This window comes from Mesorhizobium sp. M1B.F.Ca.ET.045.04.1.1, assembly GCF_003952465.1.
Taxonomy (GTDB): Bacteria; Pseudomonadota; Alphaproteobacteria; order Rhizobiales; family Rhizobiaceae; genus Mesorhizobium; species Mesorhizobium shonense.
This window is the reverse complement of record NZ_CP034448.1, coordinates 5890721-5906271: the sequence shown is the minus strand read 5'-3', so window position 1 is coordinate 5906271 and position 15551 is coordinate 5890721. Positions and strand designations below refer to the sequence as shown.

At 65.5% G+C, this 15551-nt stretch carries 17 protein-coding genes; 9 read left to right on the top strand and 8 right to left on the bottom strand.

What is annotated here, in order from left to right:
• Nucleotides 1-252 precede the first annotated feature (252 nt).
• The 3 genes from EJ071_RS29365 (at nucleotide 253) to EJ071_RS29355 (ending at nucleotide 2963) form a co-directional block, all read left to right on the top strand.
• Nucleotides 253-1356: a KamA family radical SAM protein gene (locus EJ071_RS29365; protein WP_126100976.1), complete on the top strand. Its 1104-nt coding sequence runs from the start codon at nucleotides 253-255 to the stop codon at nucleotides 1354-1356.
• Between the two features lie 136 nt (nucleotides 1357-1492).
• Nucleotides 1493-2326, top strand: coding sequence for a BA14K family protein (locus EJ071_RS29360; RefSeq protein ID WP_245460019.1), 834 nt, complete (start codon nucleotides 1493-1495; stop codon nucleotides 2324-2326).
• A gap of 214 nt (nucleotides 2327-2540) precedes the next feature.
• Nucleotides 2541-2963, top strand: coding sequence for a globin family protein (locus EJ071_RS29355; protein WP_126100975.1), 423 nt, complete (start codon nucleotides 2541-2543; stop codon nucleotides 2961-2963).
• A gap of 224 nt (nucleotides 2964-3187) precedes the next feature.
• On the opposite strand, the gene EJ071_RS29350 is transcribed toward EJ071_RS29355, so the two are convergent.
• The 3 genes from EJ071_RS29350 to EJ071_RS29340 all read right to left on the bottom strand — a co-directional run bounded on the left by EJ071_RS29350 (nucleotide 3188) and on the right by EJ071_RS29340 (nucleotide 4572).
• A complete protein-coding gene (locus tag EJ071_RS29350; RefSeq protein WP_126100974.1) occupies nucleotides 3188-3376 on the bottom strand; it encodes a hypothetical protein in 189 nt (62 codons plus the stop codon).
• 112 nt (nucleotides 3377-3488) lie between these two features.
• Nucleotides 3489-3698, bottom strand: a complete 210-nt coding sequence (locus tag EJ071_RS29345) for a cold-shock protein (protein WP_126100973.1) — start codon at nucleotides 3696-3698, stop codon at nucleotides 3489-3491.
• A 442-nt stretch (nucleotides 3699-4140) separates the two neighbouring features.
• Nucleotides 4141-4572 carry an SgcJ/EcaC family oxidoreductase gene (locus EJ071_RS29340; RefSeq protein WP_126100972.1) on the bottom strand — a complete coding sequence of 144 codons (432 nt, stop codon included), beginning with the start codon at nucleotides 4570-4572 and terminating at the stop codon, nucleotides 4141-4143.
• 300 nt (nucleotides 4573-4872) lie between these two features.
• On the opposite strand from EJ071_RS29340, the gene EJ071_RS29335 reads away from it, so the two are divergent.
• Nucleotides 4873-5304 carry a nuclear transport factor 2 family protein gene (locus EJ071_RS29335; protein ID WP_126100971.1) on the top strand — a complete coding sequence of 144 codons (432 nt, stop codon included), beginning with the start codon at nucleotides 4873-4875 and terminating at the stop codon, nucleotides 5302-5304.
• Nucleotides 5305-5544: 240 nt separating this feature from the next.
• Here EJ071_RS29335 and EJ071_RS29330 read toward each other — a convergent pair whose 3' ends face one another.
• The gene (locus EJ071_RS29330; RefSeq protein WP_126100970.1) at nucleotides 5545-5913 is read right to left on the bottom strand and encodes a hypothetical protein; all 369 of its coding nucleotides are present in this window, start codon (nucleotides 5911-5913) and stop codon (nucleotides 5545-5547) included.
• Nucleotides 5914-6230: 317 nt separating this feature from the next.
• On the opposite strand from EJ071_RS29330, the gene minC reads away from it, so the two are divergent.
• The 3 genes from minC to minE all read left to right on the top strand — a co-directional run bounded on the left by minC (nucleotide 6231) and on the right by minE (nucleotide 8334).
• On the top strand, nucleotides 6231-7076 hold the full coding sequence (gene minC / locus EJ071_RS29325) for a septum site-determining protein MinC (protein WP_126100969.1): 846 nt from the start codon (nucleotides 6231-6233) through the stop codon (nucleotides 7074-7076).
• A 173-nt stretch (nucleotides 7077-7249) separates the two neighbouring features.
• Nucleotides 7250-8065: a septum site-determining protein MinD gene (gene minD, locus EJ071_RS29320; RefSeq protein WP_126100968.1), complete on the top strand. Its 816-nt coding sequence runs from the start codon at nucleotides 7250-7252 to the stop codon at nucleotides 8063-8065.
• Nucleotides 8062-8334, top strand: coding sequence for a cell division topological specificity factor MinE (gene minE, locus EJ071_RS29315; RefSeq protein ID WP_040973218.1), 273 nt, complete (start codon nucleotides 8062-8064; stop codon nucleotides 8332-8334). The genes minD and minE overlap by 4 nt, the downstream gene beginning before the upstream one ends.
• A gap of 170 nt (nucleotides 8335-8504) precedes the next feature.
• Here the strand turns inward: minE and EJ071_RS29310 are convergent, their stop codons facing one another.
• The 4 genes from EJ071_RS29310 to EJ071_RS29295 form a co-directional block, all read right to left on the bottom strand.
• Nucleotides 8505-10277: an ABC transporter ATP-binding protein gene (locus tag EJ071_RS29310; protein ID WP_245460018.1), complete on the bottom strand. Its 1773-nt coding sequence runs from the start codon at nucleotides 10275-10277 to the stop codon at nucleotides 8505-8507.
• Nucleotides 10274-11260: a glycosyltransferase gene (locus tag EJ071_RS29305; RefSeq protein ID WP_245460363.1), complete on the bottom strand. Its 987-nt coding sequence runs from the start codon at nucleotides 11258-11260 to the stop codon at nucleotides 10274-10276. Before EJ071_RS29305 ends, EJ071_RS29310 begins: the two co-directional genes overlap by 4 nt.
• A 205-nt stretch (nucleotides 11261-11465) precedes the next feature.
• Nucleotides 11466-12575 (bottom strand): glycosyltransferase, encoded by a 1110-nt coding sequence (locus tag EJ071_RS29300; protein WP_126100966.1) that lies wholly within the window; start codon nucleotides 12573-12575, stop codon nucleotides 11466-11468.
• A 67-nt stretch (nucleotides 12576-12642) separates the two neighbouring features.
• Nucleotides 12643-13782, bottom strand: coding sequence for an acyltransferase (locus tag EJ071_RS29295; RefSeq protein WP_126100965.1), 1140 nt, complete (start codon nucleotides 13780-13782; stop codon nucleotides 12643-12645).
• Between the two features lie 551 nt (nucleotides 13783-14333).
• Between EJ071_RS29295 and EJ071_RS39695 the strand changes: the two genes are divergently transcribed.
• Entirely contained in the window at nucleotides 14334-14591 is a 258-nt protein-coding gene (locus EJ071_RS39695; RefSeq protein WP_245460017.1) for a hypothetical protein, read from the top strand.
• On the top strand, nucleotides 14588-15232 hold the full coding sequence (locus EJ071_RS29290; protein ID WP_245460016.1) for an EamA family transporter: 645 nt from the start codon (nucleotides 14588-14590) through the stop codon (nucleotides 15230-15232). The genes EJ071_RS39695 and EJ071_RS29290 overlap by 4 nt, the downstream gene beginning before the upstream one ends.
• Nucleotides 15233-15551: the final 319 nt, after the last annotated feature.

Sequence of the window (15551 nt, the reverse complement as noted above, 5' to 3'; positions counted from 1 at the left end):
ACCCCCCTCTGGCCTGTCGGCCATCTCCCCCGCAAGGGGGAGATTAGCAGCTTCCGCGCCCCGCTCGTTCTGCAGCGTCGGCGGTTGGCGAAAGCCGTCGCGACATCCGATCTCCCCCCTTGCGGGGGAGATGTCCGGCAGGACAGAGGGGGTGGGCGGGAACTCGACGTGTGAGGGTCTGCGGCAACCATGGCGGTTGACCCTGCCGTCCATCCAGCCGATATCCCCGCGTAAAACCGCCCCGAGACGCAAATGACCTCAGACGCCAATCTCAAGGAAGCAACCGCGCCCGCCGTCGCCTGGCAGGACGATGTCCGCGCCGGCGTGCGGCATGTGCGCGACCTCGCCGCGCTCCCGCTGTCGCCCGCCGAGCGCGCGGCCGCGCAGGAAGCCGCCGCCGCCCACAAGGTGCGTGTGCCAAAACCCTATCTCGACCTGATCGACTGGACCGATCCCAATGACCCGATCCGCGCCCAGGTGATCCCGTCGCCGGAAGAGCTTATCGCCACCGAGGGCGAGCTCGACGACCCGATCGGCGACCATGAATTCAGCCCGGTGTCGCGGCTGACGCATCGCCACGCCGACCGCGTGCTTTTGTTCCCGACTTATCAATGCGCGGTCTATTGCCGCTTCTGTTTTCGCAAGGAGTCGCTGACGTCGATCGGCCGCGGCTATACGCGCGAAGCCTTGGAGCCGGCGCTGGCCTATATCGCCGGGCATGAGGAGATCCGCGAGGTGATCCTGACCGGCGGCGATCCGCTGTCGCTGCCAGACAAGGCGCTCGCCGAAATCCGCACCCGCATCGAGGCGATCCCGCATGTGCGGCTCTTGCGCGTCCACACCCGCGTGCCGGTGGCGCTGCCGTCGCGCATAACAGCGGGTCTTGTTGCGGCCCTGCAGGGCCGGCTGATGGTGACGGTGGTGACCCATTTCAACCACGCGCGCGAGATCACCGATGAGGCCGAGGAAGCCTGCCGGACGATGCGGCAGGCGGGTTTCGTGCTGCTCAACCAGAGCGTTCTCTTGAAGGGCGTCAACGATCGCGTCGAGGTTCTGGAAGAACTCTGCCGCGAGCTGATGTATCGGCTGGGTGTAAAACCCTATTACCTGCATCATGGCGACCTGGCGCCCGGCATGGCGCACCGCCGCACCACGATTGCCGAAGGCCAGGCGCTGGTCGCGGAACTGCGCCAGCGCCTCTCCGGCATCTGCAGCCCGGCCTATGTCATCGATTTGCCCGATGGCGGCGGCAAGGTGCCGCTGGCGGCGAGCCACATCGAGGGCTGTGAGGACGGGACGTGGCGGATTCGCGGACAGGACGGGAAGGTGAGGGCGTACCGGGAAGTGGCGGGGTAGGAAACTAACAGCGCCCTGATCCTTCGCGTCCCGCCGACGGTCTCAGGGACCAGTTGCTTCCCCCATTTGCATGGTGGCCAAGGAACTTCCATCCCGTACCCCGCATTCTATGAGCGGAGGCTGAAGGAGCGGCAGCGTGAAGGCTTTGTTGGGAATTGTCGGCGGCTTCGTGCTGACCTTGGCCGTGTTCGCCAGCGGGCTTGCCTTCGCCACCTGGCTGCTGGCCGCAAAGCCAGTGCGCCAGGCGACGCCGGCGATCGGTGTTTCCGAGCTGTGGACCAAGGATGCCCAGCCGGTCGATCCGGCGAAGCAGGGTCTCGAGCGCATTCCCGCCCAGCAGGCGGCCGGCACGCCCGCCAAGGCCGACGAGACGGCCAAGGCGGATACGGGTGCGCAGACCACGGCCCTCGCAACGCCGCCGGCCGCGCCGTCGCGCCAGCTGCAGCCCTTGCCCGACGTCTCCAAGCTCGACGCTTCCCCGATGGGCCAGACCGACGCCGATGCGGCCGCCCAGCCTTCCGAGCGGGCACCGGATCAGCAGGCGCAATTGCCCGCCGCCCATCTCGAATGGTGCGCCAACCGCTATCGCAGCTACCGCCCGGAAGAAAACAGCTACCGCTCCTACAGCGGCGAGCTGCGCCCCTGCATCTCGCCCTATTTCGATCCGGGAAGCACGGCCTCGACCGAAGCGCGCCAGAATGACCAGGCAGGGGTGGCCGATCAAAGCGAGACCTACGACGACCAGGCCGAGATGGAAGGCTATGCCACCACCGGGGACGGCTACGCCACCACCTATGGCGGTCCGCCGGAAGAGATCGCGCCTGGGGAGCAGGCCTCCAGGGATCGGCTTTTGGGTCCACAAATGTCGGGCGACCATGTCGACTACTGCTTCAGCCGCTACCGCTCATACAATCCTCAAGACAACACCTACCAGCCCTATGACGGCGGCCCGCGCCGGCAGTGCGAGTAGGGTGGGGTGTGTTCCACGCCCCGCTGAAAGGGCTGACAGGACAGAGGGGGTGCCTCGCGCCGTGCGTTTCCGGTTGGCTTTGGGTGTCGAACCCATCCCCTGCAACCCGATACCGCACAGACACAAGCCTGAAACACACCCGCTCCACAACCGGCATGCCGGCGAAACGCTTGAGCCCGATGCTCTGAGCCTAGCAACGCGGAGGAGCGCGTCGATGACACCCGACCAAATCAAGCTCGTGCAGGATAGTTTTCGCGAGGTCGTGCCGATCAAGACGGCGGCCGCCGCGCTGTTTTACGACCGCCTTTTCGCAATCGACGGCAGCCTCAAGGCGCTGTTTCACGCCGACATGAGCAAGCAGGGAGCCAAGCTGATGGCGGCGCTGGGCTTCGTCGTGCACGGGCTTTCCCGCGCCGAGACCATCCTGCCCACCGTGCAGGATCTCGCCAGGCGCCATGTCGGCTACGGCGTCGAGGAGCATCATTATCCGATCGTCGGCCAGGCTCTGATCGAGACGCTGGACGCCGGCCTCGGCGAGGCTTTCACCCAGGACGTGCGCGAAGCCTGGCAGGCGGCTTACGGCCTGCTGGCGGGTGTGATGATCGCGGCCGCGCGTGAGGCGCAGTTGGCCGCTTGAGTTAGCCTTGGTCCCTCGTCCTGCTGGAGCGAGGGCCGAGCGCAGCGAGGCGGGGAGGGGCTTTCGTACGGCAGTTCCCCTTCTCCGCCTCAGCTTCGCCGAGCGAGGTGAATACGGAAGAAATCTATCAGCGCCGAGTTCCTTCACACCCCCTCTGTCCTGCCGGACAGAGGGGGGTGCTGTCCCGCCAGCTTGTCAGTGGCTCCTCGTCCCGCCAAAGCGTTTTATTTCCGCCTCGACGGCTTTTTCTTCGGCGGCGCTTCAACCGGCTCGCGGGCGAGCCTAGCCGCGCGAAGCCGCTCCGTCTTTGCTCGCCGGGCCGCAGCTTCCCCCTCGATTATCGCGCGCGCCGTTCTCGCGGTGGCTTCGCTCTTGGCGTCGCCCTTCGGCTTGAATAAACCCGTTTCGGCCATTGTCTACCTCGCTATCTGAAACGAAGAAGGCCGGGGCAAGCCCCGACCTCCTCCAAGTGCTCCAAGGCCAGATGCCAGTACATCCGTGGTCAAAGGCCATGGACGCACGGCGTCAGGCCGCCTGCAGATTCTCCGCGGAGCTCTTGCCGTTCCGCTGGTCCTTGACGATGTCGAAGCTCACCTTCTGGCCCTCGGCGAGGGAACGCATTCCGGCGCGCTCGACGGCCGAGATATGGACGAACACGTCCGGCTGTCCGTTGCCCTGTTCGATGAAGCCGAAGCCTTTGGTGGCGTTGAAAAACTTCACGGTTCCGGTAGTCATACGATTTTCCTTTCAAATCGACGCAAATCATCGCCGCCTGGCTTGAAGCCAAACGTCGCAGTCTTCGAAATTGAGAGGGAAGATCGTCAGGGCGCCGCGGCGCGGAAACAACATTCGTTTCACAAGATCGATTTGAGAAACATAGCGCTCGTTCAAGGTCGCGGCAAGGAGCGGATAAATAATATTATCAATGGCCTTTGCCCCGGGGCGGGTTCAGGCGATGGATTGCGCTCGCTTTGTCAGCGGCGGCGAGGCGATGTCCTGGGCCTATTTATAGCGCTGAGGTGCAGTGGCCGGCAACCGTCGGCGCTCCGAGCGCCCGTTTGGCGGCTCTTGACCGAGACCGGAGGCGAGAACCAAAGCGTGCCATGGGTACGCATGGCTCCAAGGTTGGTCAATTAGTGGATGCTTGGCAATAGGCCAAAAAAGATGAAGGCCGAGCTTATCGCCTTGCGTTCGGAGGGGGAGCAATCGCCCCTGGAACAATGTCGGTGTTTTGGGCCACCTTGATCCGCCAGCCCGCTTGTTCTTCCTTCACAACCAGAAGCAGAATGCCTTTTCGTATTCCGGCGGGTGAGCCGTCCGGGGCGGATGCACCGGTCAAGGTCCATGCATAGTGCAGCGATGCAAGGCCGGGAGCTAATGCCACCGCTGACGAGACAACACCCTCCAATCGGCTGTCACGAAACATGGTTTGATGGGTTGCGCGGTGTGCCCCTTCGATCTCGGTGCGGTTCTTCCACCACATGCCTACGACATTGACGAAATTCGCATCCTCGGAGAACAAAGCTGCGAAGTCGTCCATGTCATGCCTGTTCCAGGCATCGGCAAAGGCAGTCGCGACATCTTCGGGTTTGCTGACCGCCAGTCCCATGACAAGATCTCCCTTGCTCTCCGCTACGCCGGCGGTTTTCGAGGATAGCGGCTGCGGCAAGCGGTGTCACCGCGCTGCGGCGCGGGTCTTGCGCAAGAGCAGAACGGAGGTCCACCCTGGAAGAGGGTGCCGGCGCGACCTCGCTTCGTACATCAGGAACTTCACACGCCCGGCTCGTCCGGGCCGGTCCCGGGCAAGCAGTGTGACCGCTCGCGAAATCCGCCTTGAGGTGGCAATCGTGGACGACGCTTGACCAGTCCGCTAGAATTCCGAGACTTGCAAACCGATCGGCGGGATTCGATGAGCGACGTGATCGAACAACTCGTGCGGGCGATGAACGCACACGATCTCGATGCCGTCGCCGCTCTCATCCACGAGAAGTATCGCAGTGAGCAGCCGGCGCACCCCGGCAGGGCTTTCGTTGGGCGGGAGCAAATGCGCGCCAACTGGGAGGCCATGTTCGCGGGAATACCCGACTTCTGCGCTACGGTCACGCGCTCGGTCCAAGAGGGTGACACGACCTGGAGTGAATGGCATTGGTCGGGTACCCGCCGCGACGGCCAGCCGTTCGAGGTGCGCGGGGTCACGCTGTTCGAGATCGTCGATGGCAAGATCGTTGCCGGGCGGCTCTACCTGGAGGATGTCGAACGGCAGGTCGTCGGCATCGAAGAAGCGGTTGAGGCCCTCTCGGGGCGCCGTCCAATGCGGACCCGCGGCAAAGCAGGCTCGTGAGCGCTAGCGCAGCCGTCGTCATTTCGGCGGTCCAGTGCATCGTTTCGCCCGGCGGGCCCCGTGCGTCCGCCCTGGGCGATTGAGGCTCAAGCCATTCGCCGCGCAGAACCTGAGCAGCGCCGCCCGTACCCCCGCGGCCGCACCAGCGTCGAGGCGCCACCATCCGCTTCCGCGCCCGCTCATTCGTCGCCTTCACGCTGACGCTTCTCGCGGTCGCAGCCACCTATCCCGCCCGCAGCTCTAACTCGCCCAGATCGAGCATCCAACCTTTTGCCCGCTCGCCGGGTCCCGCACCACCTTCGCAAACACCCGCCGCAGCCCAATCCTGTTGGCTTTGACTTCCTTGCTCGCGAGGTAGGTCGGGTCGCCGATTTCCCAATGGTAGCGCGTGTTTGCCGGGGCGCGCTTCCAGGTGAATTTCGAGACGTAGGCCAGTTGGCCCGGCGCGGTGTCGGCGAACCGGCAGTCGATGGTCGCCGGTATCATGCCCTTCGCCGCCATTGCATTGACGACCGCGTCGGCATTTTCCGTTGTCAGCCATTGGTCTATGCCGCTCGTCTGGTATGTGGCCCTGCCGCTCGTCATGCATCCTGCAAGCAGCAACAGCACGCCGATTGCCGCGCTTGCCCTGCCTGTCCGCTTGCTGCCTGCCCGCTTGCTGCCTGCTCGCTTGCTGCTTTCCCGACCGAGGCCCATGCCCGTCTCCTTTGCTCTGGAAGGCGGTCCAGATGGTGCTCGCTGTCGCACCCCTTCGTATATTAGGAGCTTCACACGCTCGATTCGTCCGGGCCCTCGGCGGGCCGTGTGACCGCTCCGCCACAAAACTTAGCCGCGCCAGTTCCTTAACGGCCAAGCCTCCCGAAATTAACCTTTTGTTAACCATTAGCCCGGCACCCTTTAACCATTGAGTAAGGATTCGCCTGGCCGTGACCTTCGCCGCCCCTTTGCACAACAAATCCATCCGCTTCCGCGCCCGCTCCTTCGTCGCTTTCACGCTCACCCCGGAAGCTCCCATCGACGACTGGCTGGAGGGACTCGATCACTGGATCGGCAACTCGCCGGGCTATTTCGCCGGCCGCCCGGTGGTGCTGGATCTGAACACTTTGAAGCCGGGGCCGGAGGAGATCGCGGCGCTGGTTGGCGTGCTCGGCTCGCGCGGCATCCGCGTCTACGCCGTCGAGCTCGACGGCGCCGAGCTCGGGCCCGATTTGCCGCCGCTGCTCGCCGGCGCCAAGGAAGCCACCGCCGAGGGTCTGCTGGGCAGGGCTGCGCGCAAGGCGAAGGCGGAGGAAATCACGGTCGAGACGGCCACCGTTGAGGATGTGCAGCAGGGACAGGTGCGGGCGCAGCAGGATGAGCTGTTGAAGCTCGACGAGGCAAAGCCTGAGGCGCTGCAGCCAGAGCCTGGCAGGGCGGTCGAGTCGCCCCGGCACGAGCCGTCCGCCGGCACGCTGATGATCAAGACGCCGATCCGCTCGGGACAGTCGGTCTTCCACCCGCATGGCGATGTCATCGTGCTGGGCTCGGTCGCGTCCGGCTCGGAGATTGTCGCCGGCGGCTCGATCCATGTCTATGGCACGCTGCGCGGCCGGGCGATCGCCGGTTCGGAAGGCAATGTTTCGGCGCGCATCTTCTGCCGCAAGAACGAGGCCGAGCTGCTCGCCGTCGACGGCTGGTACACCACGGCCGAGGAAATGGAAGGCGTCTCGCGCGGCAAGGCCGTGCAGGCCTTCCTCGACAACGATGCGCTGTGCGTGGTGCCGCTCGGCTGAATCTGAGTTCAGGGCCGACGCAAGGTTCGGGCCTGTTTCGTGTGTGATGGTCGTAATGCATGTCGCCCAAAAGTGCGCGGCGGTTTTGGGAAAACGACATGCATCGAAACAAAGACTGAATCCGCCGTGCTGGCCACGGCGCAAGACAACAAACGCCAATGGAGGCTGGATATATGGGCAAGGTAGTCGTGGTCACTTCGGGCAAGGGGGGCGTCGGCAAGACGACCTCGACGGCCGCGCTCGGCGCTGCCGTGGCCAAGACCGGCAAGAAGGTGGCGCTGGTCGATTTCGACGTCGGCCTGAGGAACCTCGACCTCATCATGGGCGCCGAGCGGCGCGTGGTGTTCGACCTCGTCAACGTCATCCAGGGCTCGGCGAAGCTCTCGCAGGCGCTGATCCGCGACAAGCGGCTGGAAACGCTCTACCTGCTGCCGGCATCGCAGACGCGCGACAAGGACGCCCTGACCGAAGAAGGCGTGGCCGAAGTCATCGCCCGGCTGCGTTCCGTCTTCGACTATGTCTTCTGCGACAGCCCGGCCGGCATCGAGCGCGGCGCCCAGCTCGCCATGCGCTTCGCCGACGAGGCGGTCATCGTCACCAACCCGGAAGTCAGCTCAGTGCGCGACTCCGACCGCATCATCGGCCTGCTCGACGCCCGCACCATGAAGGCCGAGCAGGGCGAGCTGATCCAGAAGCACGTGCTGGTCACCCGCTATGACGCGGCGCGCGCCTCGCGCGGCGAGATGCTGTCGATCGACGACGTGCTGGAGATCCTGTCGACGCCGCTGCTCGGCATCATCCCGGAAAGCCAGGATGTGCTGAGGGCCTCGAACCTCGGCGCGCCGGTGACGCTGTCGGAACCGACCAATTCAGCCGCCAAGGCCTATCTCGAAGCGGCAAGACGCCTGGAAGGCGAGGACCTGCCGGTGGTCGTCCCCTTCGAACGCAAGGGCTTCCTCGACCGGCTGCTCGGAAGGAGGGCGGCATGAGCATCCTCGACCTCTTCAAGCGGCGCACCAGCGCCCCGGTGGCGCGCGAGCGGCTGCAGCTGCTGCTCGCCTATGAGCGCCAGAGCCGCGGCCAGCCCGACCTCGTCTCCATCCTGCGCGAGGAGATCATGGCAGTCATCGCCAAGCACGTGCAGATCGACCAGGACTACCTCCAGGTCTCGATGGACCGCGGCGCGACGATGTCGACGCTGGAAATCGACATCCAGATCCCCAACAAGAGCGCCGTGCCGCTCGCGATGGCGGGGTGAGCCTTCGCCCTCGAGGGGAGGGTCGATCCGCGAAGCGGATCGGGGTGGGGTCGTCTCACGTAGAGCGCCGACTCATCTCTGGGCGCGCAAGGCGCTGGCGCTTCACGCGCGGCGACCCCTTCTGTCGCCTTCGGCGACATCTCCCCCTCAAGGGGGGAGATTACCAGCGCTCACTCCGGCTGATACAGCTCATCCATGCTGCGCGTCGCCATCTCGGCGAACGGGGCCTGCTTCTTCACCCGTCCATGCTCCAGAATCACCAGATCGTCGCAGAACGAGATCGTCGAGTGGTGGTGGCTGATGACGATCGTGGTGCGGCGGCCGGCGCGCGATTTCAGCGTTTCGACGATCGCCGCTTCGGACAGCCCGTCCACCGCGTTGGTGGCTTCGTCGAGGATCAGTATGTCGGGGTCGCGCAGCAGCGCGCGGGCGAGCGCGATGCGCTGCCTTTGCCCGGCCGACAGGTTGACGCCGCGATAGCCGACCACCGTCTCATAAGCCTGCGGCAGGCGTTCGATGAATTCATGCGCCTCGGCAAGCTCGGCCGCTTGGCGCGCCTCTTCGGCGCTCGCCGTGTCCTTGCCGTAGGTGATGTTGTCGAGGATGGTGCCGTCGACCAGCTCCAGCTCCTGGCTGGCCAAAGCGATATGGGCCCGCCATGCGACCGGGTCGATGTCGCCTAGCGGCGCGCCGTCGACGAGGATGCGGCCGCCGTCCGGCTCAACGAAGCGGCAGAGCAGGTTGACGATCGTCGTCTTGCCGGCGCCGGAGCGGCCGATCAGCGCCGTCGAGCGGCCGCTCACGATATCGAAGCTCGCGGTGTGCAGCACGGCCGCGCGCTGCTCCTCATTGGCATAGCTGAAGCTCACGCTCTCGAAGGCAATCTTCTCGTTCAAGCCTGCAAACGGCCGGCTGCCTTGCGGCGGCGCCGGCTTGCCCGTCGGGTCGAGCAGCCAGGTCACCTCTTCCAGCGAGCCGGAAAGGCCCTGCAACTGGCTCCAGGTCATCTGCAGCGCCCTGACATGCGGCTGCAGGCGGTAGAGCAGGATGAGGAAGGCGGCGACCAGTGGGAAGCTCAAGCCGGCAAGCCAGGCGCCGATCACCACCGCCAGGAACAGCATGGCGTGCAGCACTTCCGTCAGCGGCGCCAGCGCGCCCTGGCGATTGGAGAGCAGGAAAGCCGCCCGCCGGACTCCATCCGATGCCTTCTCGAACGCCGCCTTCTCGCGCTGCTCCTGGCCGAAGATGCGGATCAGCCGGCCGGCGTGCACCAGATGCAGCATCCGCGAGGCCAAGGCGCTGTTGCGCGCGGCAACGCCGCGGCTGGGCGCCCTGAGATGCGCCGACAGCGCCATATGCGCCGCCTGCACCAGCGCAAGGCCGAGCATCACCAAAAGCGTCATCTGCCAGGAGAGCAGCAGCAGGAAGGCGAGCAGGATGATAGCTGCCGAGGCGCTGACGATGGCGCCTAGCATCCCCTGGATGGCGTCCGACGCCCGCCAGGATTCGTTGGAGATGATGTTGAGCAGCCGGCCCGGGCTCTCCTTCAGGAAGAACGGATAGCCCACTCCAAGCAGCTGCCCTGCCAGCGCAGCGCGGATCGCCTGGCTGGCCTTGCCGTAGATATGCGCGGTCAGCACCGAATTGGCGTAGGCGAGCAGGTTCTTGAGCAGGATCGAGCCGAGGATCGCGGCCGAAATCGCGACTAGCCGCTCGCGCTCGCCGAGTCCGGCGCCGACCTTCTGGAGGAGGGCGGAGAGGCCGGCCATGCCGGTCGCCTCGCCATGTCCCATGATGATGCCGAGCAGCGGGATGATGAGCCCGATGCCGAACCCTTCGAGCGCGGCACTGGCAAGCCCGAGCGCGACGACGGCGGGCAGCAGGGCGATCTGCCGGCGGCCGAGCGCCTGGTGCAGCATCGACAGCGTCGGAGATCCGGTCATCGCGCGCCGGCCTCCGCGCTGGCCTCGGTGGTTTCCTGGACGCGCCGTGGCTGCCGTTGCGGCCGTCCAGAAAGCACGAGAGCCAAGAACTTCGCCGCGCCCGCGAGGTTCATCAAAACGATCGGCCAGTGCGACAGCCTGAGATCGCTGTCGAACCGCGGCCCGCCTGCAAGTTCGCGCATCGCGGCCCGCGCGGCCCAGTAGAAATGGCGAAGCAGGAAGGGCGCGCGGCGGAAATGTTTCAGACACAGCGCGCCATTGCCGAAATGATAGTCGCGGTGCAGCCGGTCGACCGCCTTGCGGTCGCGCCGCCCGTGATGGTGGAAGATCGTCATGTCAGGCACATATTCCACCGCCATGCCGGCAAGCATGGCGCGCACCAGATAGTCCGTGTCCTCGGCCGAGCGCAGCGCCCCGCCGGCGCCGAAGCGCTCGTCGAACGGCCCGATGCGGGCGGCAACGTCGCGATGCATGGTCATGTTGCAGCCGAGCACGAAGCCGCCCGGATGGACGGCACGTGTCAGCCGCTCGCGCTTGTCGCAGCGCTTGATGGTGAAGGGCAGGTCGCGCGCATCGCCGATCTCGACGCGGCCGCCGCGGATCAGCCATTTCTCACCGCTCGCATAATGGCGCTGAAGGTCGGCTAGATAGCTGCGGTCGAGCCGGCAGTCGTCGTCGACGAAGACCAGCACGCGTCCGCGCGCCCGCGCCAGCCCGGCGTTGCGCGCCGCCGCCAATCCGGGCCGCGGCTCCGAGATCGCGGTCAGCGCGATGTCGGACGTCGCGGCGACCCTTGAAAGGTATTCGGCCGTGCCGTCGCGCGAGCCATTGTCGACCACCACCAGCTCGGCGGCGAAGCCGGGGTGGGCCCGGCAGGCGGCGCGGATCGAGCCTATGCAGGCTTCCAGCACCGCGACGCGGTCGCGCGTGCAGACGATGAAGGAGACCTGCGGCCGCTGCCTGGGCCAAGGCGGGGCGGGCAGGGCCGGGCGGAAGTGCAGCGGCGGATGGCGCTCGGCGTTCACGGCGAGGGCTCCGCGGCTGCGTCAGCCCGATAAATGGATGCGATGCGTCGCGATCCTTCACACCCCCCTCTGTCCTGCCGGACATGTCCGGCAGGACAGAGGGGGGTGCTGTCCCGCCAGCGTTGGCGGTTGCCACCCTTTAAGACAACCTCGCGTATCACTCTCATGCCGCCCCCATCCGATAAGGCGCAAGCACCGACCCCGCCGGCGCGGATTTGAGGCGGTAGGCCAGCCCGTCCGCGCGTTTGCCCGCCCACATCGAGACATGGCTGAGCCAGGGCGCCCAGGCGCCGGGGCTGAGCGCGTATTTCTCGCGGCGGCGGATGGCGTTCCATTTCGCCGTCAGCGTCAACAGCTCGTGCGTCAGGGCCGGCTGCTCCTCGTCGTTGACGAGCTGGTAGAGGAAATAGAAGAGGTTCAGCGCGCCGGCCTCGAAGCTCGGCCGCGTCGTGTCGGGCAGGGCGGCGATCCGCTCTTCCAGCGCGCGCATGAAGGCTGCCGCCCGGGCCACAGTGTCGAACGAGACTTGATCGCCAATGGCGCGCAAATCCTCGCTCTCCTCCGCCAGGCCATCGCGCTCGAGATTCTCTGCCACGATCCTGAGATGCGTGCGCCGCATGTCGCCGGTGTGCCGGCTGGTCACGCTGCCGGCATGGACGCGGTAGACCAGCAGGCTCTCCTCTATCATGGCCGCCGGATAGCGGTCGGCGAGCCGCCTGAAGAGGTCGAAATCCTCGGCATGCCGGTAAGCGCCGTCATAGCGGAGGTCGGCCTCGCCGATGACCCGGCGGTTGTAGATCACCGTCGGATGCATGAAGATCGTGAAGAATTTTGACAGCACCGGGAGGGCGAGGCGGAACACCGGATCGAGCCTGCCCCGGGCGATGCGGCCGTGCAGCAGCAGATCGACGACCGAGCCGCAGAAGCCGAGCTCGGGCCGTGCCGCAAACAGTGCCGCCTGGCGCGACAGCCGCCAGGGATAGGCGAAGTCGTCGGCATCCATGCGCGCGACGAGCTCGCCCCGCGCTACCTGCAGCCCCTCGTTGAGCGAGGCGACGAGCCCGCGATTCTCGCGCGAAATGATGGACACGCGGCTGTCGTCCCGGCGGCAGCGCTCGAGGATCTCCAGCGACCGGTCGGTCGATCCGTCGTCAATGGCGATGACCTCGAGCCCGCCGTAGTCCTGGCGCAGGATCGATTGGATCGCGGCGCCGACATAGGGCTCGGCATTGTAGACGGGCAAAAGCACGGAGATGAGAGGGGCGGCGGTCATCGATATCCCCACCGTTTCAGGTGGCAGCCTGTTGGTGCCGGCCAATCGCCGATATTGGCGCCGCCCCTCATTGCCTCGCCTCCGTTCGCGGCAGCTCGAGCGCGGCAGCCGTGCGGCTGGTCCATTTGGCGTCGCCCGACGCAACTGGCCGCGCCACATAGGGGAAATAGCGCTTGAGGCCATTGAGCGGCTTCTCGAAAAACGCCCAGGAGAGCGAGGCCACGATGATCGTGGCGGTGCCCGCGACCAGGAACCGGCCCGGCCCCTGCTCCGAGACGTTGAGCGGGATCCATGGCTGCGCCTTGACGGCATAGGCCAGAAGGATCGGGTGGTAGAGATAGACGCCGTAGCTGATGCGGCCGAGCGAAAGCAGCGGCCGCCGTTCGGCGAGCCTGCCGAGCCAGCCGCCGAGGCCGGTCGAGCAGGCGGCGACGATCGCCGTCAACGGCACCAGCGGCAGCACCTGCACCAGCACCCAGCGCGGCCACTCCCAGGTCGAGTCGGCCGGCCCGGGATCGGACCAGACGACGAGCAGGAAGGCTGCTGCCAGGGCCGGCCAGCAAAGCCGCATCCATCGCGGCACATCGGCGCCCCTGGCGCGGCGGACGGCGAGCAGGGCGCCGCAGGCGAGCGCATCCATCGAGGCCGGCGGCAGCAGGTCCCTGGCGAGCGCCGGGTCCGCGGCAATGGGCCGGTAGAAGCGGTAGGCGAGGGAGAAGCAGATGACGCCGATGGTGATCGCCTCGATGCGTTTGCGCGGCGCCAGAAGCACGATCAGCGGCCAGGCGAGATAGAACTGCTCCTCGATGCTGAGGCTCCAGAAATGGCAGAGCAGCCAGGGGTTCCAGTCGTTGCGCAGCGCGTACCAGAAGTTCGAGAGGTAGAGCGCATGCCAGGCGAGCGAGGACCTGGCCTGTTCCAGGTCGGTGAGCCAGACGAGCCCCAGCACCGCGAAATAGGGTGGGAAGATCCGGATCGCGCGCCTGGCATAGAAGGACCGCAGCGCCGGTCCGGAAGCGAATGCATTGGTGTCACGCGCATCCAGCAAAAGCCGTGTGATCAAAAAGCCGGAGAGCACGAAGAACAGCCTGACCCCGAGATGGCCGAGGAAGGACGTGCCGTTCGGCGCAAGGAAATGCGCGTAGAGCACCAGCGTCACGGCAACGGCCCGCAGCGCGTCCAGTTGGATGTCGCGCGCCTTCGCCATCAGCGGCTTCCACCGGCGCCGACATCGGCCGAGGCGACGGCTGCGAAATTGGTACCGGTCAACGGGCAACCCAAACTCGCCGACTCCTCCACGGTATATTCACCTTGGCTAAAGGACTGTAGCATGGGATGTTGCATCGCAACACACAATGCTTACGGGCTTGAAATAAAGACGTGATAACGACAACCAGGAGGAAAAGTTGTCGGACTGAACTATTGGAGCGGCGGTCCGATGGTCTCATATATTTTAGGCATTTGGTCTGATTTTTTAGAAGTATCTATCGTAAAGGATGTTAAATAATAATACCGTCAACCATGACGCGAAGCGAACGGCACTGGAAGGAGGATCCGGACATAGCTGTTGACTCTTGCGCATCATCCGCGAAAGCGCCTTGAGTTTCAAAGCCTTGTGCGCCGCAACATGCGTGCCGGGTGGCGATGATGGCCATCGCCCCGCCCTGTCACACTATCAGCCTGCCGCTGCCTCACGACACGGGAAACATCAGGCTGTATCTCCACTCCGGACCGTGCGGGCAGGGGAATGGAGAAGAAGTGACGTCGACACCGATCGCAAAACCAGAGGCGGCGGCCTTGCCCATCTTCGGCCTGCTTGCCGCCATTCTATCGGTGCAGGTGGGTGCCGCTTTCGCCAAGGGCCTGTTTCCGGTTCTGGGCGCGGAGGGCACGACGATGCTCAGGCTCGCCATCGGCGCGGTGATGCTGGCGGCGGTGCTCAGGCCCTGGAAAATAATGCCGACACGAAGGGGCTGCCCTGGCTCGCCGCCTATGGCGTCACTGTTTCGGTCATGAACCTGATCTTTTATGCCGCGCTCGAGCGCATTCCGCTGGGCATTTGCGTGGCGCTCGAGTTCACCGGCCCGCTCTTCGTCGCGATGCTGGGCTCCAGGCGCCTGCTCGACCTCGTCTGGATGGGGCTGGCGGTCGCCGGCATCGTGCTGCTCTCGCCGTTTGCTGACGTCAACCATGGGGCCGATGTCAGCCGGGGACTCGATCCGGTGGGCGTGCTGCTTGCGCTTGCCGCAGGCGGCTGCTGGGGGCTCTACATCATCTTCGCGCAAAAGGCCGGCGCCGAGCTCGGCGCCCGCACCTCGGCCTACGGCATGGCGATCGCGGCGCTGGTTGCGCTGCCTTTCGGCTTTACCGCGGCGGAGCCTTATCTCACCGATCCAAATGTCATGGCGGGCGCGGTCGTCGTCGCGCTGTTCTCCAGCGCGCTGCCCTTCTGGCTGGAGATGATGGTGCTGGCCAGAATGCCGGCCAAGGTCTATGGCATGATCGTCTGTCTGGAACCGGCGGGCGGCGCCTTGACAGGCTTCCTGTTCCTGCATGAGAGCCTGAGCGCCTTGCAGTGCGCCGGCATCGCTGCCGTGATCGCCGCCGCCCTCGGCGCGGCCGTGACGGCGAGAGCGCCGGTTCCGTCGCCAGGTTGACGCTTGTCGCGGCGGTTTTGGAAAACGACATGCGTAAAAGTGAAACTAAGACGCATGTCGCCCAAAAGTGGGCAGCGGTTTTGGGAAAACGACATGCGTAAAAGTGAAACTAAGAGCGTGTCGCCCGAATCCGTTTCGGCGCGACCTGCTTTAAACCGCTGGCCGCGCTAGAAAAAAGCTGTGCGCGCAGCCATGCCGGACTACATCTGGTGGTTGAGATAGGACTTTAGTCCGATATTGTCACCAAAAAGGTCTGAGCAAACAAGACAAGGGTCGTGGGCCACTTCCACACGGCGCGCTGATTGGGGATGCTGATGCT